The following is a 26,196-nucleotide window of genomic DNA, read 5'->3' as shown; positions in this document are numbered from 1 at the left end:
CCCAATAAGTATAGGAGTTAACAATTAAAATGATTGTTAGAAAAAGCTGATTACAATTAAGATAAATGCCAATATAAAATATGAATAACTAGCCTTTTCAAATTTAAGGTTACTTGCAAACCAATACTTCAATGGTTTAGCAAGTAATTGAGGAGATAACAATATCCCTCGTAACAAAGCCAATACACCGATAGCGCCAGCAAGTGCTCCAAAATCTAAAATATCAGTTTGATAAAACTGGATAACTTGCATCACAATAACAAGCACCATAAACGCTTTAATTAAATATGAACTACGCTTAATTTTATCTGATTGCTCATCCACAGAACTTAAACCTTTGTTAGTTAATATAAAAAAAGCCGCTAATGCGGCTTTTATTTCTACGTCAAATCAATTTAACTTATAATTGATCAGCATTGTCTGTAAGGTAAGAAGCAACACCTTCTGGTGAAGCAGTCATGCCTTTGTCACCTTTGTTCCAACCTGCAGGACAAACTTCGCCATGTTCTTGATGAAATTGTAATGCATCAACCATACGTAACATTTCATCAACGTTACGACCTAATGGTAAATCATTAACTACTTGGTGACGTACGTTACCTTCTTCATCAATTAAAAATGAACCACGGAAAGCAACGCCAGCATCTGGATGCTCAACATCGTATGCTTGACAAATTTCATGCTTAACGTCAGCAACTAATGTGTATTGTACTGGGCCAATACCACCTTCGTTTACTGGTGTATTTCGCCATGCGTTGTGAGAAAACTGTGAATCAATTGATACACCGATAACTTCTACACCACGGTTTTTGAATTCTTCAATACGGTGATCAAAAGCTAATAACTCTGATGGACAAACAAAAGTAAAATCTAATGGGTAGAAAAAGACTACCGCTTTTTTACCTTTAATTGCTTCTGATAACGTAAAACTATCTACAATTTCACCGCTAGCTAATACTGCTGCTGCAGTAAAATCTGGTGCTTGACGACCAACTAATACACTCATTTTATTCTCCAATAATTTAACTGTGTAACCGAATAACATCTCTTTAATATAGAGACGACCTAATAAATTTCAAGAAAGCTTAAAATTATTCTTCAGAAGCGGCTTTAGATGCTGCTTCTTTAATTAATTCTTGTAATTCACCCTTTTGATACATTTCCATAATAATATCGCAACCGCCAACTAATTCACCTTCAACCCAAAGTTGAGGAAAAGTAGGCCATTCGGCATATTTAGGTAATTCTGCACGAATATCAGGGTTTTGTAATATATCAACAAAAGCAAATTTTTCACCGCAAGACATTAATGCTTGAGACGCTTGAGAAGAAAAACCACAACTAGGCAGCTTGGGTGAGCCTTTCATGTATAATAAAATACTGTTTTGAGCAATCTGTTCTTTAATACGTTCGATCGTATCTTGTTCCATTCTTTAGCCCCTATATTTCAACTATTTTGGATTTAATCAACATTGCATTAGATGATGGGTCCTACTCCTCCATTATTCAATGCAATAGTGACTAATAATCAAAAAAAATTCTAAGTTAATCCTTTTTAACCTTGATAAATACACTAGTAATACCTATATATTTGGGTAAACTATGCGAAGATTTATAATACCCGAGTATTTTACTCGGTTTTAAGTAAAAACAAAGTAGTAGTTTGTTTTGGGCAAAACTATTTACATCTAATTTATATCTAATCAATTTCTGGAGAATATAATGGCTATTGAATTACCAGCTTTACCTTACGCACAAGACGCATTAGCGCCACACATTTCAGCTGAAACCCTAGAATACCATTACGGTAAGCACCATAACACTTACGTTGTTAAACTTAATGGTTTAATTGAAGGCACTGAATTTGCTGGTAAGTCATTAGAAGATATCGTTAAAACATCTTCAGGTGGTGTTTTCAACAATGCTGCTCAAATATGGAACCACACGTTTTACTGGAACAGCTTAAGCCCTAATGGCGGTGGTGAACCAACAGGCGCTTTAGCTGATGCAATTAATGCAAGCTTTGGTTCTTTTGCTGAATTTAAAGCAAAATTCACTGACAGTGCTATTAACAACTTTGGCTCTAGCTGGACATGGTTAGTAAAAAATGCGGATGGTAGCTTAGCTATTGTAAATACTTCAAATGCAGCAACGCCACTAACTGACGATGGTGTTACGCCTGTGATCACTGTTGATTTGTGGGAACATGCTTACTACATTGATTACCGTAACTTACGCCCTAGCTACATGGAAGCATTTTGGGCTTTAGCTAACTGGGAATTTGCTAGTGCAAACTTTGCAGGCTAATTCGCAAATATCTAAAATAGTGCATTAAAAAAGGGAGAGTAGATATCTACTCTCCCTTTTTATATATCAACTTGTTAAATAATTTGGACAAGTTAACCAAATTGCTGCATTAAAATACGGTGACAAGGCCCACTTTAAATAAACCAGCATCAGCGTTTGAATCTAAATCATCTTGATAATCGCTATATTCGAATTTTAATGCTGCAGAATCATGGAAATCCCAACGAAGCCCAATAGTAACATAGTTAGTGTCATTGGCTTGTGAGTCTGCTAAGCCATCGGTTTGAGCTTTTAAGTAATCTAGCGTTGGATCTAAACCGTAAGGCACAGTACCAGTAATTCGATTAACTGAACTTTCATCTTGTCCAAAGGTAATGTGAGCGACTTTATCGCTAAATCGATAGCCCGCCATAATATAAGAAGATTTTTCTTTCGGATAAAAACTATCTTTAATTTGTAACTCGGTATATTCACCAACAATGAAGAAACTATCAAAATCAAGTTGGAATCCCAGTTCTGCAAAACTTGTGTCTTTTTTAGTAAGCGTAATACTGTTAGCCACTTCAGCAAAAGGCGTCATTTGCCATCCCTGAACCAATGGTTGGGTTGCAGCAAGAGGCAGCGTACTTTCAGCCGTAAAATAAGCCGCTCGCAGTGTTAACCAATCTTTATTTGCCGTAAAAGCTGCACCAAAAATATCGTCAAAGTCAGGTTTTATTGTTTCACCAAAAGCATTAATTTCATCCGTATTAGCACCATAAACTACATGTAACGTAGAACTAAACTCTCCAAGTTCAAAATCATAAACAGCACTAACCCCGTCAATAGAATCTAATGGAAGATCATAAACGCCTCGCGGAGGAGTAATCCAAGGGTATGCGTATGAAACATCAAGAAAATCCGAATACATATATAATGGAGCGCGTTGACGACCTACTAACACTTTCAAGCTATCGTTAACACGATATCCTAGATAAGCCCATTCAAACTTAGGATCCCAATCGTCTGCACCACGGCCAATAATTTGAGCGGTTACCGACAACCCTTCGCTTAAATCGCTTGATACTTGTAGGCCAAATAAAGAGCCTGGTTTAAAATAATCAGAATCTCCAAAACCCCATAATTGTTCGTCACTTGAGGTGGTTGCACCTGCAACTATGCTTGCAAATCCGTTAAATGCAATATCAGCTGAAGCTGGTGATGTTGCTATAAGGGCACTTAACATTAATACATTAATTGGTTTTTTCATAAATTTTTTCCCAAGAGAGTTTACTAGTATCATATCTTTAAAAACTTCCTATATGTTTACTTCAATATAAACGATTAAACTTATGTAACTGTTATTTAAATTGAATAATCAAATATCTACTAATTCAAAGTGTAGAACATAAATAGCATCCATCAAGGAAATGCACAATAAAATCAAATATTTTTAGGAAACATGCCAAAATATAAGTGATGATGATTTAAAATTAAAAAAAAAGCGAATACACCTTAGCCTTAGATAAGTTATATTTGCTTTATTGAAGAGATGTTGAGAATTAAGTGAAACTATCGCTATTATTCTACTAACTCTTTAAGTACATCATCTTTTAACTCAGCCCAAAGTTTACCTGACTCAATACCATATTTACGTACAGCATAGACAGACTCATCAAACTTACCTTCTTGAGCAAGCGCTATGAGTTTATCATAGTAATGACGTGATAATTCTCTACCCATTGGGTGAGAAAAGTATAAACTACCAATTCGAGAATATAATCCTCTAAAGCCATTTAATATTAATAAATAGATTGAATTGCCTGATGCAACAACTAACTCTTTATTTAATTGATAATCAAATTGTGCGAATGCTTCGCCAGTATCTTCAATTTCATTATATTGCTGGAGTAATTCGATAGTTTTTTCAGGATTATTTTTAATCGCACCACGCACGTAAATGGCACTTATATTGGTTCTAGCTGACATAAGGTTATCGACTAGATCTGGAATACCTTCTTGGTCTAGCTGAGCTAATGTTTCAAGAATATTTAAGCTCGATGTTTCCCAAAAATTGTTAACTTTAGTCGGTTTACCATGCTTAATAGTAAGCCAACCGTCTCTCGCTAAACGTTGAAGAACCTCACGTAATGTTGTTCTAGTAACACCTATTAATTCGGACAACTCTCTTTCAGCCGGTAAAATAGATCCTGGTGGAAAACCGCCATTCCAGATTGATTCAACGATATATTGCTCAGCAAATCCAGCTGGACTATGTGCTTTTATAACCATATGGTTCTAGCGACCTTTGAGTTTTTATAAAATTCTACTGATTGTACCAGAAGAGAGCTGAGGTACAAGAAAATTAGCATTGATTAAATTTGTAGTCATACACAACGAAAGTGATTTTACTGCGCAACATGAGATTTTTGACCTACTTAAAGAAACAATAATGCTCTTTTAACTGAATAAACATTCAAATATATATGAAAAAATCTCACATTATGTCTTGAGTATGAATCTCATGTGATGCATGTATGATCATTTGCTAAATTGATGCACGTTTCAACACTAAAAAGAAAATAAGCTATTTATTCCAAAGTTTGATACAGATCATAGTTGTATTCTCCAATTAAAAATACCATACGCCGCGTTATTAAACCTTAAGATTAGCCTATAAAAATTTGAGTCGATTAACTTATTTTAAAAGACCTAAATTAAAGCGTTAATTTAGCTAAAAACATCTAACTAATATCATCACTTTTCATGATATTAGTGCTAAAGGAATGAAAGCCAACTATGCAACAATCATTTTTAAGTGCTTTTTTTAAGAATTTTCTCGGTAATTCTCCAGAGTGGTACAAACTCTCAATTTTAACATTTCTAATACTGAACCCCATGCTCTTTTTTCTTGTCGATCCTTACATTGCAGGTTGGGCTTTAGTCATAGAGTTTATTTTCACGTTAGCCATGGCCTTAAAGTGTTATCCACTACAACCTGGTGGACTTTTAGCAATTGAAGCCATCGCTATTGGCATGACATCTCCAAACCAAGTGATGCATGAAATGATCCTCAACTTTGAGGTCATTTTATTACTCATATTCATGGTTGCTGGCATATTTTTTATGAAAAACTTGTTGTTATTTTTATTCACAAAAATAGTAACGAAGGTACGCTCTAAAACGACGGTTTCTGTTTTATTTTGCTTTTCAGGTGCTTTTCTTTCTGCTTTTTTAGATGCATTAACCGTAATTGCCGTGATCATCAGTGTTGCAATTGGTTTTTATTCTGTATATCACAAAGTCGCGTCTAATCAAGAGCCACAACAAGTACATGATCATACTTCTGATAAGGATGTTGCTGAATATTCACGGAACGACTTACAAAACTTTCGAGGGTATTTAAGAAACTTATTAATGCATGCCGGTGTAGGTACTGCTTTAGGTGGAGTGTGTACCATCGTTGGTGAACCACAAAACTTAATTATTGGACAACAAGCTGGTTGGGACTTTATCGAGTTTGCAATTAGAATGTCTCCCGTCACTGTTCCTGTATTTATTTCAGGTATATTGACTTGCGTATTTCTTGAGAAAATAAAATGGTTTGGCTACGGTTTTTCTCTACCTGAAAATGTTTACAATGTATTAAAAGACTTTGATATAGAAGAAAGTAAAAAAAGAAACACATCAGATAACATAAAGTTAGTAATGCAAGGCATAATAGCTATTTGGCTAATTGTCGGACTGGCTTTGCATTTAGCTCCCGTGGGGTTAATTGGTTTATCCGTTATTATACTAGCGACTGTTTTTACGGGTATTACAGAAGAACATCAAATTGGTCACGCTTTTGAGGATGCTCTACCCTTTACAGCCTTACTCGCCGTATTTTTTTCTGTTGTTGCAGTAATTGTAGATCAGCAACTCTTTACACCTGTAATTACTTGGGTGCTAAACTTTGAAGGAAATATGCAGCTCGTAATGTTTTATATCGCTAATGGCATGCTTTCAATGGTTAGTGATAACGTGTTTGTGGGAACTGTATATATAACTGAAGTTCAAAAAGCTTTAATGGCAGGCACAATCACCAGAGATCAATTCGACTTACTAGTTGTTTCAATTAATACAGGTACTAACCTACCCAGTGTAGCTACACCAAATGGACAAGCTGCATTTTTATTCTTACTAACATCAGCTTTAGCGCCGTTAATACGCCTTTCGTATAGCCGTATGGTGATAATGGCATTGCCTTATACTATTATTTTAAGCCTTGTTGGTGCAATGGCGATCTCTTCAGGTTTTTTAGAAAACACAACACAAGGCTATTATGGCTCTCAACTACTTGAACACCACGAAGTAAAACAAGTAAGCAAAACTTCGATATTACAGGCTAGTCATTAAAAATTGTTACAAAGAAAGCGCCTATCAGCGCTTTTTTTATATATTAATTTTCTAGTTATTGATAAATTACAGGTAAGTCAGCAATATCTATAATAAAAGTAATATAGGATTTTTGAGTGAAATTTTTAAGTAATTTAACAACCCGAACCGGTGCATGGCAATTATTAGCAATAAGTGCTTTAGGGCTAGAGTTTGCAGCATTATTTTTTCAATACGTATTAGATTTAGCCCCATGTATAATGTGCATATATCAGCGAGTCGCTATTTGGGCAATATTTTTTGCTGGCGTTATTGGAAGTATTGGCGCTAAATATCTTATCGCTAGGCTTGTCGCTTTTGGTTTATGGGGAACAGGCGCAATTTGGGGCTTATTAATTGCTCTTGAGCATGTTGAAGCACAATCTTCTACAATGTCATTTTTATTTAGTTGCGAGTTCGTACCTAACTTCCCTTCTTGGGCTCCATTACATGAATGGATCCCTGCATTATTTGCAGCAACTGGTGATTGTGGCGATATTCATTGGCAGTTCGTAGGATATACAATGCCCCAGTGGATGATAATTAATTACAGCATATATACCGCAACTTTAGCCGCGATAGTTGTTGCGAGTCTTTACCATAAAAGATCGTTATAAATAAAACCCATAAAAAGCTTATATATTAAGTTTTATATTACCCGTAAATTTAATAAGCAAATATTGTCGATAAATATTTGCTTATTTTTTTACAACAATATAAGTTGTATACAATATATCAAAAAATAATAATATAAAATGTCTTCAATACAACAAAAGAAAAGTACACCATTTAACTCTACCTTTTATGTCGCCAATACTATGGAGATATTCGAGCGCTTAGCTTGGTATGGCTTTTTTACCCTCTCCTCACTTTATATGACAAGCCCAACCTCACAGGGGGGTTTAGGGTTTTCAGATCAAGAACGTGGTTTCTTACAAGGGATGGTGCCTTTTTTTCTATATTTATTTCCGGTGATCACTGGCGCTATCGCTGACAGATACGGTTATAAAAAGATGTTTATTATCTCTTTTATAATTATGACCCCAGCCTACTACTTGTTAGGACAAGTCACTAGTTTCTGGGCTTTTTGTAGTGTTTTCTTTGCGGTTGCCATAGGCGCAGCTTGTTTTAAACCAATAGTTGTTGGCACTATAAGCCGAGTAACCGATAGTTCAAATAGAGGTCTTGGCTTTGGCATTTTTTACACTATGGTAAATATCGGTGGTTTTTTAGGGCCATTAATTGCCGGTTATGTACGTGTTATTGGCTGGGATATGGTGTTTATTATGTCATCACTTTGGATCGCAATTAACTTTGTTCCTGCCATTTTCTTTTATAAAGAACCTAAAGTTAATAACGACAATAAGTCTTTAAAACAAGTCTTAAATGAAGCCCAACAAGTGTTAGGTAATGGTAGATTAGCCCTATTAATTGTACCGTTAATTATCTTACTCATGATTGCAGCGAAAGGCACTATAACTTGGTTGACTTTTACATACATTACTATTGTTTGGTTAACAATCAACTATTGTTGGGATCGCTTAATTGCAACGACTTATCCACAATGGTATTTGCAAAAACTTAAGATAGGCAATAAATCATTTATCATCTATCTGTTAATTTTAACAGGTTTTTGGACTATGTATTTGCAACTATTTATTACTACCCCACTGTTTATTAGAGATTATGTTAACACCCAAGATTTAGTACAATTGATCAGTTGGTTAATGCCTTCAGCTTTAACATTTTTAGCAGGGGTAAACATTGAGCAACTCACCATCTTTATTGAGCAACAATCACTGCTTAATTTAAATGATGTTAAAACCCTCAATGCATTATATTTTGAACTAGTTAATTATAAGGTCATGATCCCTAAAGAAGTTATTGTTAATGGTTTACAGTCTCTACAATCACAAGAGTTAAGCGCGGTAGAATTAGCGAAGCAATGGGCGCAAAATTATCGTCAAGTAAACCCTGAATATATTGTCAATCTTGATTTTGGTTGCATTATTTTATGCCAATTATTTATCAGTAAGTTTTTTAATCGCTATAATGCGTTACCTGTTATTGTCTTTGGCACTATCGTTATCGCAGCTTCCTTTGTATTAACAGGCTTAGCCCATGGCTTACTTTTTAGCGGCGCAATTATCACTACATCAATTATTATGTTTTCATTTGGAGAAATGATTGCTTCACCAAAAAGCCAAGAATATGTTGCCGCAATAGCCCCTAAAGAAAACAGTGCGATGTACATGGGGTATTATTTTGTATCAATGGCATTAGGCTTTTTATTTGCTGGAGTACTTTCTGGCTGGAGTTACCCTTATTTTACCCAAGAGTTAAATAGTCCATTAGGTTTATGGGGTTTATATGCGAGTATTGGTTTAATTACAGCGATATTATTGATTGTTTTTCATAAGCGTTGGTTGCCTCAATGGCAACCAACTAAAATTGATGTGTAATCGACTTTAAGCTAAAACAACTGTTGAATATCGCTATTAAGTTGCAACCACAATGCATTAGTCTTCATAGATCGCCAATTCATATCAGTTGTTTTGAGCATTTGCTTTATTCGCTGTGCACTAGTTAAGTCAATGGTTAAATTAGCATTATCTAACACCTCAATAACTGCATCACGTGTATTGCACACTAAAAGCATATCGCAACCAGCACTTTGTGCCGCTTCGCATCTTTCGACATATCCCCCAATGGAAGAGGCTCCTTGCATTGATAAGTCATCACTGAATATCACTCCTTCGAAACCAAGTTGCTTTCGTAAAATGTCTTGCAACCAAATACGTGAAAAGCCTACCGATTTATCATCAACATCTGGGAAAATTACATGTGCGGGCATCATTGCCGCTAATTTATTCTCAGCAATTAATGTTTTAAAAGGAATTAAATCTAGTGCTTGTATGTCAGTGTATAAACGATTATCAATGGCCATATCAACATGTGAGTCTGCTTGTACACTACCGTGGCCTGGAAAATGTTTTCCTGTTGCTTTCATTCCTACCGCTTGCATTCCACTTATAAAAGCTTCAGCTAATGGCGCAATATAATTAACGTTATTATGAAAACTACGATCACCGATAACATCACTGATCCCATTAATATCTAAGATAGGAGCAAAACTGATATCGATGCCTACAGCTTGCACTTCAATTGCCATTAATGAGCCACATCGCTTAGCGATAGCTTTTGCTTGTTCGATATTATTTTCAGCAAGTGTATAAATAGCTCCCATCGCAGGGATTTTACTAAAATACTCACGAAAGCGTTGTACTCGTCCGCCTTCATGATCCACAGCAATTAAAATTTCACTCCTTGCCGCATCTCGAATAGAGCATGTTAATTCAGAAAGTTGTTCAGGTGATTCATAATTTCGAGTAAAAAGGATCAAACCGCCAACAAGGGGGTGCTCAAGCAGTTCTTTATCTTCTGAAGTTAACGACGTACCCGCTACGTCAAGCATTAATGGTCCCATAACAACTCTTTATCGCTAAAATTGTCGTTACTTTAACGAATTAATTATATAAATCAAAGTGCTTATATGATCAGAAAATGAGTTATTTTTTATTTGTTAATAGGCGCTGCAACACCGGCTGCAACATACGGGATGACTTTTTGAATTACATCAGCTATATCCAAGTTTTTATCAAAATCATTTTTAGCAATATCCATTAACGCATCGCTTGATGACATGGCAAAAACTACTGTTCCCATAGTAAAATGTAATCGCCAAAAAATTTCTTCCGGTGTTAGTTCTGGGTAAGATTTTTGAACCGCTAAAACAAAATTACTGATCACACCGGGGTATTGTGTGGTAAAAAACCAACGTAAAAATCCCTGACTATCAGTATAACCTCTCCCCAATAACTGCAAGAAGTTACTGGTACCATTTTGGCGAAACACATTGAGTGATAATAAAGGTTCTATAAACGCTGAAAATACTTCAATTAAGGTAGGTTGTTCAGGATGATCACAAATATCCTCTAATGCTGCGACTAAATTGGGTGCTAACTCGTCCATATAGCGAGACATTACCGACTTAATCAGTTCTTTTTTAGAACCAAAGTGATAATTCACCGCGGCTAAATTGACTTCTGCCAAGCTCGTGATCTCACGTAACGATGTACCGTTAAAGCCCTTATCAGCAAACAAACTTTCTGCTGCATCGAGTATTTTATTTTTTGTGCTCATTTACTACGCCAAATTATCTTAATTAACTATATTTTCACAGTCAGTTTAAACAAGCGTTTTAAAACATGCAATAACCTTTTGTATAATAAGGTTTACATACACTTTACAATCTTTGTTTTGATTCATTATCTTTTAATAAAGCGGGCTGCAATTAACATGTAAACTATCACTTCGTCCGTTCCACAGTTAAAGAGCTTTTGTTTGTATCCTTTAATTCAAACAGCCCCTTGCCACTGTTACTCATTTGCTTATACTATTCATTGCAAATTAACAGGATTATTACAACTCATGATAAAAACATTTAAACACTCAAGTATAGCCTTATGTCTAGTGGCAGCATTAAGTGCTTGTAACGATAATAATAAAACAGTATCAGCTGAAACTGAGCAAGCTAATTCATCATCTATAGTAGCTAAAGAATTAACCTCTCAAGATGCTGAAAAGTTCTTAACGGCCGTTGAAAAAGAAATAATTGCATTAAATTTAGAAGGAGCAAGAGCCGCTTGGATCAACGCCAACTTTATTACTGACGATACAGATATATTAGCCGCACTCGCCAGCCAAAAATCAACCGAATCCGGTGTCAGGTTTGCTATGGAAGCAGCAAAATATGACGATGTAAAAGTAACAGATGATCAACGCAGAAAGTTAAATATTCTTAAACAAAGCCTGGTTATGCCTGCCCCTCAAGATCCCGAAAAGTCTGCTGAACTAGCAAGAATAGGCTCTGAATTAAATAGTATGTATGGTAAAGGCACTTATACTAACAAAGCCGGCGAAAAACTAAGTTTAGGTGATATGACCGCAACATTAGCTACGTCACGCAATTACGATGAACTTCTTGAACTTTGGGAAGGGTGGCGTACCGTAAGTCCGGCGATGAAATCGGCTTTTGTTCGTCAATCAGAATTAGCCAATGAAGGTGCTAAAGGTTTAGGTTACGAAGATTTAGGCGTAATGTGGCGTTCAAATTATGATATGTCTTCAAGCGAGTTTGCCCAAGAGTTAGATCGTTTATGGGGACAAGTTAAACCACTATATGAAGATTTACATTGCTATGTTCGCTCTGAGTTGGGTGAAGAATATGGTGAAGATAAAGTACCACAAGACAAACCAATTCCTGCACATTTATTAGGTAACATGTGGGCGCAATCATGGGGGAATATTTACGATTTAGTTGCGCCAGAAGATGCAGATCCTGGTTATGATGTGACCAAACAATTAGCTAAACATGGCTACGACGAAATAAAAATGGTAAAAGGCGCTGAAAAATTCTTTACCTCCTTAGGGTTTGAAGCATTACCTGAAACATTCTGGACACGTTCATTATTTACTAAGCCTAAAGACCGAGATGTAGTATGTCATGCATCAGCATGGGATTTAGATTCAAAAGATGATATTCGCATAAAAATGTGTATTCAAAAGACAGGTGAAGACTTTAACGTTATCCATCATGAACTTGGACATAATTTTTATCAGCGCGCTTACCAAAACCAACCAGTATTTTATCAAGGAAGTGCAAATGACGGCTTTCATGAAGCTATTGGTGACACTATCGCGTTATCAGTAACACCAAAGTACCTTAAAGAAATAGGCTTAATTGACAGTATTCCTGATGAATCAAAAGATATTGGCTTACTGTTAAAAATGGCTTTAGATAAAGTTGCTTTTATACCTTTTGGTTTACTCGTTGATCAATGGCGTTGGAAAGTATACTCAGGTGAGATAACACCTGAAAACTACAATACCGCATGGTGGGAATTACGTGAGAAATATCAAGGAGTTACTGCTCCTATTGAACGTTCAGCAGATGCATTTGATCCTGGTGCAAAGTATCACGTTCCAGGTGGTGTTCCGTACAGCCGTTATTTCTTAGCCCATATACAGCAATTTGAATTTCATAAAGCATTATGTGAAATATCAGGCAATACCGATCCAATTCATAGATGTTCTATTTATAACAGTAAAGAAGCCGGAAACGCGCTAAATACTGTACTAGAAATGGGTGCCAGCCAACCATGGCAAGAAGCGTATAAGGTATTAACCGGTAGTGAGCAAATGGACGCTACCGCTATTTTAGATTACTTTGCGCCATTACATGCTTGGTTAAAAGAGAAGAATCAAGGCAAACAGTGCGGTTTTTAATTAATCTAAAAGGAGTAATTAAATAGCTAATGTCCAAACTGTAACGTCATCAGTTGGAGCAGAGACAAAAGACCGCTTTTAATACTACCAGCGGTCTTTTTTATTAAGCACTTTTTAAAAACCCGTTTACGATGCAATTTATGACATTTATTCATATAATATTGCAATAAACATAATCAAGAAAAACCACCATTGACACAGCTAAAATACATATCGTCTTATTCTATTGAAATACAAAATCAAGTTAAGTTGATGCTTGAAAAACAAACCTTAAGTAAGTATTTATTATCTAAATATCCTCAAGCCCACACTATTGTTAATGATAAGGCCCTGAGAAGTTTTGTAATGGCAATAAAAAACCAATACTTAAAGAAATCTTCTCCACTGAGTAAAATACAATTTGACGATAAAATACACGTCATTAATAACGCGCTAGGTTTACATACTTTTGTTTCAAGAGTGCAAGGCAATAAGCTAAAAAGTAAAAATGAAATTCGCATTGCCACCGTTTTCAAATCGGCTCCTGAAGAATTTTTAGAAATGATCGTCGTTCACGAGTTAGCGCATTTGAAAGAGAAAGAGCACAACAAAGCATTCTATCAACTTTGTTGTCATATGATGCCCGACTACCATCAAATTGAATTAGATTTAAGAATATATCTCACGCAATTAGAATGTATTGGTCGTATCTATCATTAGAAATATAATAGCTATTATAAAGCATCATTCTTAGCTTTATATTCAATTAATACAAACGTTCTCATAAAAAAACGCTATAGGTAGTTAAAGTTAACGACTTCTCTTCTCCAAGGTAAAAGCACCTCGAATATCACCGAAAGTAAATCCTGTTGCTTTATCGTCTGGATACAGTGATTTTATTTTATTAGCAACATTTTCATCAATATTTTCACCATGACAAACGAGGCAAGGGCCAGCGGTAGGTATGGCTTTCATATAACGATAAACAGTTTCATCACCGTTTTGAATTGTTTCAGAATATTCCATAGTGTCTAACGCCTCACCCGCAAGTTTACGTTTTTCAAAAGCTAATAGTACTGATGACTCCCACTGATCAGGAGCATTTTTTGCGTTACGATTCTTTATCGACGTTCTGCCTATATTCCAATCAGAAAGCGCAGAATGCTGTTTAGCTATTGGGCCAGCATCAAGATTACATACCTCTAACGCTTTTATCGGGCCTTGAGTTTTCATCGCTGATGTTAATACTGATTTCAAATCACCGCCAAACGCTTTTACTACAGATCGAGCTTCTTGAATCTCTTGTGTAGGGATAGCATTATTCGCAAATACAGATAAAGGCATCAACACTAAAACACTGCTTAAAAATGTTTTTTTTCTGGTCAATTTCATAATTTTCTCCATTGCTTAAGTTCTTCTTACCCATTACCAAACTGTCGCGCTCTGCTCAAACGTTTTAAAAATAATTGAGTAATTTTTGATAATATATATTGTTAGTTGCAAGCTCAATATGACTACCTTGTGCAATAATTTTTCCCTGCTCCATCACAATAATTTTATCCATTTTCTCTAACATTAATGGTTTATGTGTGATCACAAGCAAGCTCTGTTTATGATGGTTAACATGCGTAAGGATATTCTCCATAATGGCTTGTTCATTAATACGATCTAAGCCTTTTGTTGGTTCGTCTAGAATTAGCACATTAGCCGAGCGCAGAAGTAGTTGCGCTATCTGTAAACGTTGTATTTGTCCGCCAGATAAACCAAAGCCTGTAGAGCCTAACCATGTGTTAAATCCCTGAGGTAGTTCCTCAATAAAATCCATTAAATTAACCAATTGACAAACTTTTTGCATTTCTTCCAAGGAGACATCGTTTTTAGCTAAACGTAAATTATCTTCAATGGTGGCATCAAACACATGACCTTGTTGACTCATTAAAGCAATTTTTTCACGTAATGAACTCTGTTCAATTAAACTAAGTTCTGTATCAGCAATAGAAATATTCCCTTTGCCTTGTTGTGCCACATCACCCGTTGGCCAAAACCCCATGAGTAAATTAACCAAGGTAGATTTACCCGCACCACTTGCACCAATAATAGCCACTTTTTCACCTGCTTTTATCGATAGCGTAACATCAACTAAGCTAGGTGCTTTTTGTTCGGGGTAGTAAAAGGTTAAGTCATTAAAACAAACATCACCTTGCTTGACAGGAAGATCGCCATTAATCGTAGGTTTCTGCTTATCAATAATAGCAAAAAGCCTTGAAGCACTAGCTAACGTTTGCGGTAATAATTGCAGCGCTAAAGGCATATTCATCACGGTTTCAAAGCTAACTAATGCAAGTAAAACAACAGCGACTAAAGATTTACTATCAATCTCACCAGCGGATAACGAAGGTAATAAAATCAGTAAACATAGCAATGCGGATAAATGAATTAACATAAAAGTTAATGCGCTTAAACCTGCATTAATTCGTACTAAACGATAACGTATTGCATAATATTCTTTGGTAATACCTGCAATAGAACGCTGATAACGAGCCCCTACTTGATAAACTAACAAGGTTTTAATGGCACTAATGCCATTAATTAACGCTTCTGTTAACTGGCTTTCTAACCGTGACTTGTTCAGTGCTAACTGAAGCGACAAAAAGTAACTTATAACAGGAAAAATAAGCGCGACGATTAATAATCCTACTAACAACAACCATGCAATGGTTAGTGAAAATTGTGCTAAAACGAAACAAACAATAGGTACAGATAATAAAGTAACGATGATAGGTAATAGTACACGTATATAAAAATTATCTAAATTTTCAATATCTTGCTGTAATCTCGCTAATAAATCGCCAGATCGTAAATCCATTTGATAATATGGCAATAACGGTTCAAGTTGTTGATAAAAGTAATGCCGTAAACTCGCCAATGCGTTAAATGTAGCGCGGTGAGTTAACATACGCTCGGCATAACGACCTGCTGTGCGCACAATAGCTAAAAATCGAATGATCGCAGCGGGCGTAAAATAATTAACGCTTGCTCCCGTTAAACCTGCAATAGCCATTAACGTGATAAACCAACCTGAAACGGCCAATAAGCTAATGTTTGCTAAGATAGTAATCACCGATAATAACGCACCCAGTAACATTAATGGCAATTGGGGCTTTAATACCTTGAGTAAGCGCATGAACGTTTTCATGTGATTATGCTTATTAATGAACTTGCTTAGTGCTTGGTTCATAAGTTCACCTGCTGGGCGTAGTATCCCTTATGCTTTAACAACGCTTGGTGCGTACCAGACTCTATAATTTTTCCTTGTTCAATCACAAAAATCTTTTTAGCATCAATCACCGTATGTAGGCGGTGAGCAATAACAATCACAATATTATGCTCAGCATAAGCATTAATTGACGAGGTAATAATTTTTTCAGTTTCTTGGTCGAGAAAACTTGTTGGTTCATCAAGTACTAACACTTTAGGTTGATGATAAAACACTCTGGCTAAAGCCAACCGTTGTGCTTGTCCACCTGAAAGGCCTGCACCCGCTTCGCCAATAAGATTATTTATACCGTGTTCAAGCCCTTGTACAAAATGTGTTAACCCTGATTTTTCAAGGGCATCTATTACCCGTTGCTCTTGATAATCATCAGACATTGCCACATTGAAAGCTAATGAACCATGAAATACTTGTGCTTGCTGTGATATCCATCCACATTGCGTTAGCCAAGCATCTCTATTAGTAGCAGTTAAAGGCGAATTATTAATTCTTATCTGCCCAGATGAAGGAGTAATAAAACCTAAAATAAGATCAGCTAAGGTTGACTTACCAGCACCGCTTTCCCCCACAATGGCGTATAAACCTTGGTTTGAAAACTCAATATTAATACCACTAAGTGTTTTACTTCGTTGTGAATAAGCAAAATCAACTTGCTCAAATGCTATTTGAAAAGGCGCGTTAAATACTGTTTTTTGCTTATTATTGGGATATGGTTTATTTAGTATATCAACAAGGTCCTCTGCGGCGGTAACACCTGCCATTTTTGCATGATGTTGTGTACCAAGTTGCCTAAAAGGTAAATAAAACTCGGGGGCTAATAAAAGCACCCACAAAGCAAACACATAGTCTACATCGGCATAGTACAAACGAAAACCAAGAACAACAGCAACTAAAGCAATAGATATTGACGCTAAAAACTCTAAAACGAACGACGACAGAAAGGCAATTTTTAAGATCCCCATCGTTTCATCACCATAGTCATCACTAATCTTTTTAACTGCCGCTATTTCTCTTTTAGACGCATTAAATATTTTGAGCTGAGTTAACCCTTGAATGATATCAAGAAAGTGACTACTCATACGCTGTAGTTTCGCCCAATGTTTTTGATTAAGCGCTTCAGCTTTATGGCCGATAAGGATCATAAAAAAAGGCACCATTGGTGCTGTAAATAATAGGATAAGTCCTGATTGCCAATCTATAGGAAATACTGCAACAAGTATTGCCAAAGGAATTACAGCACAATACGCAATAACGGGTAGATAGCCGGCAAAGTAATCTTCTAAAGAGTCGATACCTTGATGTAATAAATGCGCTAACTTAGCGCTGCCTTTATTTTGTGTGAAAGAAGGTCCTTGTTGAAAGACCCGATAAAGTATGCGTGAACGCATATTTGCTTTTATATCCATTGCTGCTCGACGGCTATAAATTTCACTGAAATAGCCTAAACCAGTACGACATAAAATAATAAAAATTAACGCTAACACTAAGACACTAAAGTCAGTTAAAAAAGCATTTTCAGTAATGAAATTGCCCATGTCACTTATTTGAAAATGTTTGGGTGCGTCCGAAAAAATCACCAGATTAATTAAATAAGCTAATACGGCTGTTTGTAGGATCATTAAAAGCCCATTTAATGATCCTAACGCAATGGCACGACTTAACTTTCCGTGAGCGTGTTTTTTCTGAGACTTTAGCCATTTATTAACATGCTTTTGAGCCTGTTTAGTACTTTTTTTCATATTAATCTATAGCCCAACATTGTTTGAAACATGTTTTTCTCTTAAGTGTTAACACCTCAAGTTTACTGTTAATCTTCAGGGATTTGATCATCAGCAACATTATCTTTATGTTGCTCCATTTCGTACCACATGACATTTATAATTCCTAAAGAAACCGCCAGCAATACACCTAAAATCCAACTAAAATACCACATAAAATATCCTCTAAATTTATTAACTTTGTGTTTGCTTTTTTAATATGCCGAGTGATTATTTTGCTCTATTTCATCTAATGTCACAGTACGCCACATTTTTTTGTAACACCATAAGGTATAAGCCAAAATAATAGGCACAAAAAACACCACCACAGCAAGCATCAAACTTAAAGTACCTTCACTAGAAACAGTATCCCACATCAATAAACTATGATTAGGTTGACTACTTGAAGGCATAACAAAAGGAAACATAGCAATGCCTGCCGTTAAAATAACACATGCAATTGTTATTGAACTTGCAATAAAGGCAAACACTTTGGGCACAACACTGTTGCTTTTATTATTTAATAAAAGAGCAACTAACAAAGGTAAAATCACGCCACTCACAGGAATTAACCATAATAAAGGATAACGTTCAAAGTTATGAAGCCAAGCCCCTGCCACAATAATAACTTCCTTAGATGTTGGTTGAGACTGTCCCATAGTATCTACTGCACTCGTGACCACATAACCATCAATGCTTTGCCAAACCAAAACTCCCGCAAGTGCAAAAGTAATGGCTAACACAATAGCAACAATGCGCCCAATATTGACTGAACGTTGAGCAATATCCTCATCAGTTCTCATCACTAACCAAGTTGAACCATGCATTAACACCATGGCCACACAAACTACACCAGTTAGTAAAGTAAACGGGGTAAACAGTCCAAAGAATGAGCCGGTATAAGTCACTCTCATTAATTCATCAAAACCAAATGGCACACCTTGTAATAAATTACCAAAGGCAACACCAAACACTAACGGTGGTACCATGGAACCAACAAATAAGGCTTTATCCCAATTACTTCGCCATTGAACCGATTCAATTTTGCTACGATAATCAAAAGCTAATGGACGTAAAAACAAACTAAAAAGCGTTAGCATCATCGCAAAATAAAAGCCACTAAATGCCGTTGCATAAACTAAAGGCCATGCAGCAAACAATGAGGCTCCAGCGGTAATTAACCATACTTGGTTACCGTCCCAATGTGCACCAACGGTATTAATTACCACACGACTTTCAGCATCTTTTTTAGCAACAAAAGGTAATAAACCACCAACCCCCATATCCATGCCATCAGTAATCGCAAAACCGATAAAAAGAAAGCCAATAAGCCCCCACCATATAAGTTTTAATGTTTCATAATCAAACATGTCGTTCCCCTTAAGAATTCTGGCTACGAAGACCAGCGGCTAGCTCTGGTGCTTTTTCAAAATGATAACGTCCTGTATGTAAAGAGCTTGGCCCTAGACGTGCAAACTTAACCATTAAATACATTTCGATAATAAATAAGATGGTATAAACAACGATAAAGGCGATAAGTGAGAATACAAGGTCACTAACGGCTAGGTTCGAGGTTGATAAAAATGTGGGTAATACCTCACTGATTGCCCAAGGTTGACGACCAAATTCTGCAACAAACCAGCCCGTTTCAATAGCAACCCAAGGTAAAGGTAAAGCTAAAAGTAATCCTTTTAACAACCAACGCTTTTCTTCTATTTGTCGACGAGCATTAAAATAAAAAGCTAAACAAAATAGAATCAACATAATAAACCCCGAGGCAACCATAATTCTAAATGCCCAAAAAAGCGGAGCGACGGCAGGAGTAGAATCTTTCACCGCCTTTTGTATTTGTTCTTCTGTAGCATCTACTACATTGTCAGTATAGCGTTTAAGTAATAACCCATATCCTAAGTCTTGTTTAGTTTCATTAAACTTAGCAATGTTTTCAGGGGTTTCTTCACCGGCTCTTAATTTGGTTAAGTATTCGTATGCGATCATGCCATTACGAATTCTAGGTTCATGTGCTTTTTGTAAATCACGTAAGCCAAGCACTTCTTCATCTAAAGATCGAGTCGCAATAATCCCCAAGGCATAAGGAATTTTTACCGCGTAATGGGTTTCCATTGCTTCATCATCGGGTAAGCCAACTAGGGTGAATGCAGCGGGTGCTGGTTCGGTATGATATTCAGCTTCGATAGCAGCAAGTTTTACTTTTTGTACCTCGCCAGCTTCATAACCTGATTCATCTCCCAGCAAAATAACAGAAAAAATAGCAGCAACACCAAACCCTGCAGCTACCGAAAACGAACGCTTAGCAAACGCAATATCTCTACCTTTAAGTAAGTAATAACTACTAATACTTAAAACAAACATAGCGCCAGCAACATAGCCAGCGGCTACTGTATGAATAAACTTAACCTGAGCAACTGGGTTAAAAATAATTTCACTAAAGCTAACAAGCTCCATACGCATCGTCATGTAATTAAATTCGCTACCAATTGGATTTTGCATCCAACCATTAGCGATAAGTATCCACATAGCCGATAAGTTAGTACCTAACGCCATAAGGAAAGTAGCCATTAAATGCTGTCTTTTGCCTAGGCGTTCCCAACCTAAGAAAAACATACCCACAAAAGTCGACTCTAAGAAAAAAGCCATTAAACCTTCAATAGCTAATGGAGCGCCAAAAACATCGCCTACATAATGAGAGTAATACGACCAATTAGTCCCAAACTCAAACTCCATTGTTAAACCTGTAGCAACCCCTATGGCAAAATTAATACCAAATAGTTTGCCCCAGAATTTGGTCATGTCACGATAAATCTCTCGCCCCGTCATCACATAAACAGATTCCATTATGAATAAAATCCAAGTTAATCCAAGGGTTAACGGGACAAATAAGAAGTGGAATAATGCTGTAATAGCAAACTGCCACCGCGATAATTCTACTAAAGTTTCATTGATCATATTGACTCTCTATTGCGCGATAACTGCGTAGTAAATAAATATTTTTAATAGATAAGCGATTGTTACTTCGCTTTGGTTATTCTGTTTATTTTTTAGGAAAAAGTGCTTGTTTAGCTGACAATATTTTTGTCACACCTGTACCTAATTTCATTAAAGTATTTAGTTGTTCTAGTGTTAATTTTTGTAGTTAGATGCCCATTTTGTTAGCATTTCTAATAAGTCGTGTATACTTGCATACGTTGTTGTGCATATTTTTCACTGTCTGTTTCATGCGTATCCAATAGTAGATTTCTCAACAGAGTTAATGTAGGGTCTACTTCACGTTTTCGTCGTTCTTCAAATACAATATTGGCCATATCAATTACACTACCAATAGCTTTATAGTATTCTTTTTTATCGCCAGTCACTTGAACTAATTTCCTTGATTGAAGCGCCTTAATCCCCATACTGACATTGCCCCGCGAAATATTAAGTGTACTTGCCAATTCATTAGCCGTTATTGGTTTATCTGAAATAACCAATAACGCATACATTTGACCAACAGTACGATTAAAGCTCTACTTACTGCCCATTTCACCAAAATGATATACGAATGACTGATTTTTTTTAAATTTGCATAAAACCCAAACAAACTTTCAGTATTTCCTGAAAGTTTAAAACATTATGAACATTTGATCCAGATCATATTGAAAGACCGTGTTTAAAAGTAAAAAATATAATCAATAAAGAAGAATATTCAAATAGCTCAACTTCTTTCTTAACTTTACCTTTACTACAATTGACAACATTGCAAATAAGAAGCCAAAACCTAAAAAAACATAACCAATTGAAAAATAAATTAAATTTTAATTTATAACGAAATAATTAAAAAAACAGCTTCAATCTACGTCAAAAATGACATTTAATAGTGTCATTAATGTCATAATTGTCATTTTTAGTAACCGGAGTGGCTGAAATGGTTCATCAAACAATTCAAGGGATAATAGAGTCTGTTGAGAAACCCGCAATCTTTATAACCAACGATTATTCAATTGAAGCAGTTAATCAGTCGTACCGTGATACCTATGAAACTCAGGTGGTTTTAGGTAAAAGTAAATGCTATGAGATCTCACACAACACTAGCCAACCTTGTGATCAACACGGGGAATCTTGCCCACTTTCAGCCTGTAAAAAATCAAATAAAAATGCTTCAGCTTTACACATTCATAAAGGTAATTCTGGTGATATTTACTGTAATATTCTCATGAAGCCTGTAAAGGACAACAATGGGATCACTATCGGCTTTTTAGAAATATTAGAAAAAGTAGATTTTGCAAGTAGTATCAGTAGCGATAGAAAATTAATCGGTAAAAGTAAAGCCTTTCAAGAATTGGTTAGTATGATCACTCGCAGTGCAAAGAGTGACATCAATATATTATTACAAGGTGAAACAGGAACAGGAAAAGAACTTGTTGCCTTATCAATACATCAGGCAAGTCAGCGCGCTAAAAAACAATTTATAGAAGTCGAATGTACTGGGCTCAACGAGTCTTTATTCGAATCTGAATTATTTGGCCACGAAAAAGGTGCCTTTACCGGCGCAACTACGAATAAAAAAGGCTTAGTGTGTATGGCTAATGGCGGCACACTCTTTTTAGATGAAATTGGCGATGTTCCTCTCAATTTACAAGTAAAACTATTACGATTAATTGAAACGGGGCAATACCGACGAGTGGGTAGTGTTGAAACCCAAAAAGCTAACTTTAGACTGATTTGTGCAAGTCATAAAAACCTTGAAGAAATGGTTAAAATAGGCACTTTTAGAGAAGATTTATACTACCGAATAGCGGCATTCCCAATTAGTTTACCTACACTAAGAGAAAGACAGTCTGATATTTCAATTTTAGCCGAGCATCTCTTACTAAAAAGCGAATTCTCATCGAAGAAGTTTACTCATGAAGCATTAACGCTACTCTCAACCTACCCTTTCCCCGGTAATGTTCGAGAACTAAAAAATATAGTACAACGCAGTGCATTATTAACCGATGATGAATTAATAGATATAGAACACTTACCGAAAAGCATCTCGATGAAAAATAATACCAGTAATCATTCAATTAACCTTGATGCTAACGAAAAAAAATATTTAATTGAGCTACTTAATCAATTTGGTAATAATCCCAAAGTGATAGCTGAACATCTAAACGTTAGCGTGAGAACATTTTATCGAAAATTGAAAAAGCATGACTTAACTATGAGTAATTATATTTTACCTGAACACGATAGCTAAATATTATTGTAGTCACACAAATTAAACCTTATAAATAAAATTTATTATGCTCCAACTATATAACTAAATTGATATAGTTGGATTTTTCATAAAATCACACGCACTAAAGCCTGAGCTAACTAACGAACCGTTTTAATCTTCTACCCTTACGCCCCAAACATCATGTTCATCAGCATGAATAATTTGTACCCAAAATTGATCACCAGGCTCTGCATCATAGTCGTCAGACAAATACACTTTGCCATCAACTTCTGGCGCGTCCATATACGAACGTCCTACTATGCCAAGCTCGTTAACTTCATCAACAGTAATTAAATACTCTTGACCGATACGTGCTTGTAATTTTTCGCTACTTATTCTGGCTTGAACTTCCATAAAACGTTGTAAACGCTCTTCCATGACTTCTTCTGATATATGATCGGGTAAATCATTAGCTGTTGCACCCTCAACAGGTGAGTATTTAAAACAGCCAACGCGATCTAATTGTGCTTCTTCTAAAAAGTCTAATAACTCTTCAAATTCTTCTTCTGTTTCACCTGGGAAGCCCACAATGAAAGTAGAGCGAATAACAAGTTCAGGACAAATTTCACGCCATTTAGCAATACGTTCTAATACTCGGTCAGAACTTCCTGGGCGTTTCATTAGTTTAAGAATACGCTTGTTAGCATGTTGGAAAGGAATATCTAAGTACGGTAGTATTTTACCTTCTGCCATTAACGGAATAATTTTATCTACGTGTGGGTAAGGATAAACATAATGCAATCGTATCCAAACGCCCTGCTTCGCTAATTCTTCACATAACTGCTGCATATGTGTTTTAACTGGCATACCGTCCCAAAAATCAGTTTTATGCTTTACATCAACCCCGTAAGCTGAAGTATCTTGGGAAATAACCAATAACTCTTTGACGCCAGAATCAACTAAACGTTTAGCTTCTCCTAATACGTCACCAACAGGACGAGAGTCTAAATCACCACGCATTGACGGAATAATGCAGAAGGTACAACGATGATTACAGCCTTCAGATATTTTTAAATAAGCGTAATGCTTAGGCGTTAACTTCACCCCTTGAGGTGGCACTAAATCAACAAAAGGATTATGCACAGGTTTAGCAACATGCTGATGAACTTGGTTTAATACTTCTTCGTAAGCATGAGGACCAGTAACCCCCAGCACATTCGGATGAAGCTCTACAATTTCATCCTTTTTAACTCCTAAACACCCCGTAACCAACACTTTACCATTAGCCGATAACGCTTCACCAATAGTATCGAGCGACTCTTGAACGGCTGAATCAATAAAGCCGCACGTATTAACAATAACCAACTCAGCGTTATCGTAAGAATTAACCACATCATAACCTTCAGTGCGTAATTGGGTAAGAATGCGTTCTGAGTCTACTAAGTTTTTTGGGCAACCGAGACTAACGAAGCCTACCTTTGCAGCGCGATTTGTATCGCTATTGGCTTTAACAACTTCGTTATGTTGCTCTTCAATCATTTTAGATGGAATATCTAACGTGGTGGTTTGGCTTTCGTTTGAGTTGCTGCTTTTCTTGGCTACGTTTGGGTCGAATTGTTCTACGGTCATGTGCTCTCTCAACTTGAACTGTATAGCGTTTGTCGATGCATTAACTTATCGTTTAATAAGCCATAGCAACGTCATAAATGGTGGTTTAACAGCCTTTTTTCAGGGTCTTTACTTAGGCTTTAATGGATTGGGCGTAATTATACAGGAATGTTTTATTTAATTCAGTAAGGGAAATACTCTAATAATTTTTTATTGTATTACGATCATAGAAAAATAAAGGATTAATCAAAAGGCTATTTCTTGTGATTAAAAAATCAAATAAGACCCCTACTTTAATACCTCAACATTGCTAAAAGTCGAATACTCGATTCTAAAGCAAGATGAACTAAGCTTAAGTATATTATTTTGAATGGAGTCAATTATGCCTAAATCACGCTCATCCCAAGTAAACCTTATTGATCCTTCCTCTAATTCTAGGATGCACAATCTATTAGACCTTTAGGCGCCATAGATAAAGGTTAAATTCAACCACATATTTTGGCGTTTGAAATAAATTAAAAAGTAAAAGGAACTTACAATGAAAAAGATACTATTTCTGCTAGTTATATTATTGCCTTGTCTTACAATAGCAAATGATTTCAATAGCTTCGAGTCATATGATAATAATAAGAAGTACGCTCGGGGGAGTTATGTTAAGTATTCAAACAACTTATGGGTAGCGAGACACAAAGTCATTGGCAAACAACCTAAAGAAGAAAGTATAACTTGGGCAAAGGTAAAGCTTAATGACATTAGAGAATGGAAGTCAAAAAAAGTATACCTATTAGGTCAATCTGTAAGCTATAACGAAAAAACATATTTTGCTAAATCACTCTGGTCAATAGCGATAAACTCATCATACGTTAATAATAAATGGGTGGAATTTTCTCACCCTGCTATGGGCTTTGACTTACCTAGTTTTGATCCTGAACATCCTGATCACAATACTATTGAAGGAGTAGACCAAAACGAAAATGGCATAAGAGATGACTATGAAATAAAAATAGTTATGAGCGATAAATCAAGGGACATAAAGGAATTAGCACTAAAGGCTGGTAAAAGCTATCAAACAGTCCTTTCTATGAAAGGTGTTATTAATTCAGCAACTCAAGAAGAGGCAACAAATACACTATTAGCCCTAACTCTCGCAGAGTTATGCAAACGACAAATCAACAAATATAGTTCATCAGCAATAGCATGGAAAAAAAGCGATTACTTCAACACGATAGACAGGATTCAAACAAATTTTTCCGTGCAAAACAAATTAGCTAGTTTGGTTGATGAAGAAAAGCTAGAAAGCTCTTTGGAGCAACCTTGCGCATCACTTTAAT

22 protein-coding genes and 1 pseudogene are annotated in these 26,196 nt (G+C 36.0%); 8 read left to right on the top strand and 15 right to left on the bottom strand.

Features of this window, described 5'->3' with window-relative positions:
- Positions 1 to 36: 36 nt before the first annotated feature.
- The 3 genes from IE155_RS01050 to IE155_RS01040 form a co-directional block, all read right to left on the bottom strand.
- The gene (locus IE155_RS01050) at positions 37 to 324 is read right to left on the bottom strand and encodes a hypothetical protein (RefSeq protein WP_189376231.1); all 288 of its coding nucleotides are present in this window, start codon (positions 322 to 324) and stop codon (positions 37 to 39) included.
- 76 nt (positions 325 to 400) lie between these two features.
- Positions 401 to 1,006 carry a peroxiredoxin gene (locus IE155_RS01045; protein WP_189376230.1) on the bottom strand — a complete coding sequence of 202 codons (606 nt, stop codon included), beginning with the start codon at positions 1,004 to 1,006 and terminating at the stop codon, positions 401 to 403.
- 85 nt (positions 1,007 to 1,091) lie between these two features.
- A complete protein-coding gene (locus IE155_RS01040) occupies positions 1,092 to 1,430 on the bottom strand; it encodes a Grx4 family monothiol glutaredoxin (protein WP_189376229.1) in 339 nt (112 codons plus the stop codon).
- Positions 1,431 to 1,722: 292 nt separating this feature from the next.
- Between IE155_RS01040 and sodB the strand changes: the two genes are divergently transcribed.
- On the top strand, positions 1,723 to 2,307 hold the full coding sequence (gene sodB, locus IE155_RS01035; protein ID WP_189376228.1) for a superoxide dismutase [Fe]: 585 nt from the start codon (positions 1,723 to 1,725) through the stop codon (positions 2,305 to 2,307).
- Between the two features lie 109 nt (positions 2,308 to 2,416).
- Here the strand turns inward: sodB and IE155_RS01030 are convergent, their stop codons facing one another.
- On the bottom strand, positions 2,417 to 3,556 hold the full coding sequence (locus IE155_RS01030; RefSeq protein ID WP_189376227.1) for a porin: 1,140 nt from the start codon (positions 3,554 to 3,556) through the stop codon (positions 2,417 to 2,419).
- 311 nt (positions 3,557 to 3,867) lie between these two features.
- Positions 3,868 to 4,578: a fatty acid metabolism transcriptional regulator FadR gene (gene fadR, locus IE155_RS01025; RefSeq protein ID WP_189376226.1), complete on the bottom strand. Its 711-nt coding sequence runs from the start codon at positions 4,576 to 4,578 to the stop codon at positions 3,868 to 3,870.
- Positions 4,579 to 5,085: 507 nt separating this feature from the next.
- On the opposite strand from fadR, the gene nhaB reads away from it, so the two are divergent.
- From nhaB to IE155_RS01010, 3 genes are all read left to right on the top strand, one after another.
- Positions 5,086 to 6,684: a sodium/proton antiporter NhaB gene (nhaB, locus tag IE155_RS01020; protein ID WP_189376225.1), complete on the top strand. Its 1,599-nt coding sequence runs from the start codon at positions 5,086 to 5,088 to the stop codon at positions 6,682 to 6,684.
- A 116-nt stretch (positions 6,685 to 6,800) separates the two neighbouring features.
- Entirely contained in the window at positions 6,801 to 7,319 is a 519-nt protein-coding gene (gene dsbB / locus IE155_RS01015) for a disulfide bond formation protein DsbB (RefSeq protein WP_189376224.1), read from the top strand.
- 138 nt (positions 7,320 to 7,457) lie between these two features.
- On the top strand, positions 7,458 to 9,164 hold the full coding sequence (locus IE155_RS01010; protein ID WP_189376223.1) for an MFS transporter: 1,707 nt from the start codon (positions 7,458 to 7,460) through the stop codon (positions 9,162 to 9,164).
- Between the two features lie 11 nt (positions 9,165 to 9,175).
- Here the strand turns inward: IE155_RS01010 and nagZ are convergent, their stop codons facing one another.
- Together nagZ and psrA are read right to left on the bottom strand one after the other, a co-directional pair.
- The gene (nagZ, locus tag IE155_RS01005) at positions 9,176 to 10,189 is read right to left on the bottom strand and encodes a beta-N-acetylhexosaminidase (protein ID WP_229816925.1); all 1,014 of its coding nucleotides are present in this window, start codon (positions 10,187 to 10,189) and stop codon (positions 9,176 to 9,178) included.
- Between the two features lie 89 nt (positions 10,190 to 10,278).
- On the bottom strand, positions 10,279 to 10,905 hold the full coding sequence (gene psrA / locus IE155_RS01000) for a TetR family transcriptional repressor PsrA (RefSeq protein WP_189376222.1): 627 nt from the start codon (positions 10,903 to 10,905) through the stop codon (positions 10,279 to 10,281).
- Positions 10,906 to 11,193: 288 nt separating this feature from the next.
- On the opposite strand from psrA, the gene IE155_RS00995 reads away from it, so the two are divergent.
- Positions 11,194 to 13,050, top strand: a complete 1,857-nt coding sequence (locus IE155_RS00995; protein WP_189376221.1) for a M2 family metallopeptidase — start codon at positions 11,194 to 11,196, stop codon at positions 13,048 to 13,050.
- Between the two features lie 252 nt (positions 13,051 to 13,302).
- Entirely contained in the window at positions 13,303 to 13,749 is a 447-nt protein-coding gene (locus IE155_RS00990) for a M48 metallopeptidase family protein (RefSeq protein ID WP_189376440.1), read from the top strand.
- A gap of 90 nt (positions 13,750 to 13,839) precedes the next feature.
- On the opposite strand, the gene IE155_RS00985 is transcribed toward IE155_RS00990, so the two are convergent.
- The 7 genes and pseudogenes from IE155_RS00985 to IE155_RS00955 form a co-directional block, all read right to left on the bottom strand.
- A complete protein-coding gene (locus tag IE155_RS00985) occupies positions 13,840 to 14,421 on the bottom strand; it encodes a Tll0287-like domain-containing protein (RefSeq protein WP_189376220.1) in 582 nt (193 codons plus the stop codon).
- Positions 14,422 to 14,485: 64 nt separating this feature from the next.
- On the bottom strand, positions 14,486 to 16,267 hold the full coding sequence (cydC, locus tag IE155_RS00980) for a thiol reductant ABC exporter subunit CydC (protein WP_229816923.1): 1,782 nt from the start codon (positions 16,265 to 16,267) through the stop codon (positions 14,486 to 14,488).
- A complete protein-coding gene (gene cydD / locus IE155_RS00975) occupies positions 16,264 to 18,042 on the bottom strand; it encodes a thiol reductant ABC exporter subunit CydD (RefSeq protein WP_189376219.1) in 1,779 nt (592 codons plus the stop codon). Before cydD ends, cydC begins: the two co-directional genes overlap by 4 nt.
- Positions 18,043 to 18,110: 68 nt before the next feature.
- Positions 18,111 to 18,236, bottom strand: a complete 126-nt coding sequence (cydX, locus tag IE155_RS00970; RefSeq protein WP_189376218.1) for a cytochrome bd-I oxidase subunit CydX — start codon at positions 18,234 to 18,236, stop codon at positions 18,111 to 18,113.
- Between the two features lie 39 nt (positions 18,237 to 18,275).
- On the bottom strand, positions 18,276 to 19,430 hold the full coding sequence (gene cydB / locus IE155_RS00965; RefSeq protein WP_189376217.1) for a cytochrome d ubiquinol oxidase subunit II: 1,155 nt from the start codon (positions 19,428 to 19,430) through the stop codon (positions 18,276 to 18,278).
- A 10-nt stretch (positions 19,431 to 19,440) separates the two neighbouring features.
- Entirely contained in the window at positions 19,441 to 21,027 is a 1,587-nt protein-coding gene (locus IE155_RS00960; RefSeq protein ID WP_189376216.1) for a cytochrome ubiquinol oxidase subunit I, read from the bottom strand.
- A gap of 85 nt (positions 21,028 to 21,112) precedes the next feature.
- Positions 21,113 to 21,560 (bottom strand): annotated as a pseudogene (locus IE155_RS00955) (GbsR/MarR family transcriptional regulator).
- 422 nt (positions 21,561 to 21,982) lie between these two features.
- Here IE155_RS00955 and IE155_RS00950 point away from each other — a divergent pair.
- The gene (locus IE155_RS00950) at positions 21,983 to 23,296 is read left to right on the top strand and encodes a sigma-54 interaction domain-containing protein (RefSeq protein ID WP_189376215.1); all 1,314 of its coding nucleotides are present in this window, start codon (positions 21,983 to 21,985) and stop codon (positions 23,294 to 23,296) included.
- Positions 23,297 to 23,428: 132 nt separating this feature from the next.
- Here the strand turns inward: IE155_RS00950 and rimO are convergent, their stop codons facing one another.
- Positions 23,429 to 24,886, bottom strand: coding sequence for a 30S ribosomal protein S12 methylthiotransferase RimO (gene rimO / locus IE155_RS00945; RefSeq protein ID WP_189376214.1), 1,458 nt, complete (start codon positions 24,884 to 24,886; stop codon positions 23,429 to 23,431).
- A gap of 517 nt (positions 24,887 to 25,403) precedes the next feature.
- Here rimO and IE155_RS00940 point away from each other — a divergent pair.
- Complete coding sequence (locus IE155_RS00940) at positions 25,404 to 26,195, top strand: hypothetical protein (RefSeq protein ID WP_189376213.1); 792 nt, start codon at positions 25,404 to 25,406, stop codon at positions 26,193 to 26,195.
- The last annotated feature ends 1 nt before the right edge of the window (position 26,196 follow it).

The sequence above is a fragment of the Thalassotalea profundi genome (assembly GCF_014653195.1).
Lineage (GTDB): Bacteria > Pseudomonadota > Gammaproteobacteria > Enterobacterales > Alteromonadaceae > Thalassotalea_B > Thalassotalea_B profundi.
The sequence above is the reverse complement of the archived record's forward strand: the minus strand, read 5'-3'. Positions and strand labels throughout refer to the sequence as shown.

What these genes read in the sequence shown, in the direction of transcription:
- cydX (WP_189376218.1), bottom strand. Translation starts at nt 18,236, where the DNA reads ATGTGGTATTTTAGTTGGATTTTAGGTGTATTGCTGGCGGTTTCTTTA.
- sodB (WP_189376228.1), top strand. Translation starts at nt 1,723, where the DNA reads ATGGCTATTGAATTACCAGCTTTACCTTACGCACAAGACGCATTAGCG.
- cydD (WP_189376219.1), bottom strand. Translation starts at nt 18,042, where the DNA reads ATGAAAAAAAGTACTAAACAGGCTCAAAAGCATGTTAATAAATGGCTA.
- IE155_RS00990 (WP_189376440.1), top strand. Translation starts at nt 13,303, where the DNA reads ATGCTTGAAAAACAAACCTTAAGTAAGTATTTATTATCTAAATATCCT.
- IE155_RS00960 (WP_189376216.1), bottom strand. Translation starts at nt 21,027, where the DNA reads ATGATCAATGAAACTTTAGTAGAATTATCGCGGTGGCAGTTTGCTATT.
- IE155_RS00950 (WP_189376215.1), top strand. Translation starts at nt 21,983, where the DNA reads ATGGTTCATCAAACAATTCAAGGGATAATAGAGTCTGTTGAGAAACCC.
- cydB (WP_189376217.1), bottom strand. Translation starts at nt 19,430, where the DNA reads ATGTTTGATTATGAAACATTAAAACTTATATGGTGGGGGCTTATTGGC.
- IE155_RS00940 (WP_189376213.1), top strand. Translation starts at nt 25,404, where the DNA reads ATGAAAAAGATACTATTTCTGCTAGTTATATTATTGCCTTGTCTTACA.
- IE155_RS00985 (WP_189376220.1), bottom strand. Translation starts at nt 14,421, where the DNA reads ATGAAATTGACCAGAAAAAAAACATTTTTAAGCAGTGTTTTAGTGTTG.
- IE155_RS01045 (WP_189376230.1), bottom strand. Translation starts at nt 1,006, where the DNA reads ATGAGTGTATTAGTTGGTCGTCAAGCACCAGATTTTACTGCAGCAGCA.
- fadR (WP_189376226.1), bottom strand. Translation starts at nt 4,578, where the DNA reads ATGGTTATAAAAGCACATAGTCCAGCTGGATTTGCTGAGCAATATATC.
- IE155_RS01030 (WP_189376227.1), bottom strand. Translation starts at nt 3,556, where the DNA reads ATGAAAAAACCAATTAATGTATTAATGTTAAGTGCCCTTATAGCAACA.
- psrA (WP_189376222.1), bottom strand. Translation starts at nt 10,905, where the DNA reads ATGAGCACAAAAAATAAAATACTCGATGCAGCAGAAAGTTTGTTTGCT.
- rimO (WP_189376214.1), bottom strand. Translation starts at nt 24,886, where the DNA reads ATGACCGTAGAACAATTCGACCCAAACGTAGCCAAGAAAAGCAGCAAC.
- nagZ (WP_229816925.1), bottom strand. Translation starts at nt 10,189, where the DNA reads ATGGGACCATTAATGCTTGACGTAGCGGGTACGTCGTTAACTTCAGAA.
- cydC (WP_229816923.1), bottom strand. Translation starts at nt 16,267, where the DNA reads ATGAACCAAGCACTAAGCAAGTTCATTAATAAGCATAATCACATGAAA.
- IE155_RS01010 (WP_189376223.1), top strand. Translation starts at nt 7,458, where the DNA reads ATGTCTTCAATACAACAAAAGAAAAGTACACCATTTAACTCTACCTTT.
- nhaB (WP_189376225.1), top strand. Translation starts at nt 5,086, where the DNA reads ATGCAACAATCATTTTTAAGTGCTTTTTTTAAGAATTTTCTCGGTAAT.
- IE155_RS00995 (WP_189376221.1), top strand. Translation starts at nt 11,194, where the DNA reads ATGATAAAAACATTTAAACACTCAAGTATAGCCTTATGTCTAGTGGCA.
- IE155_RS01040 (WP_189376229.1), bottom strand. Translation starts at nt 1,430, where the DNA reads ATGGAACAAGATACGATCGAACGTATTAAAGAACAGATTGCTCAAAAC.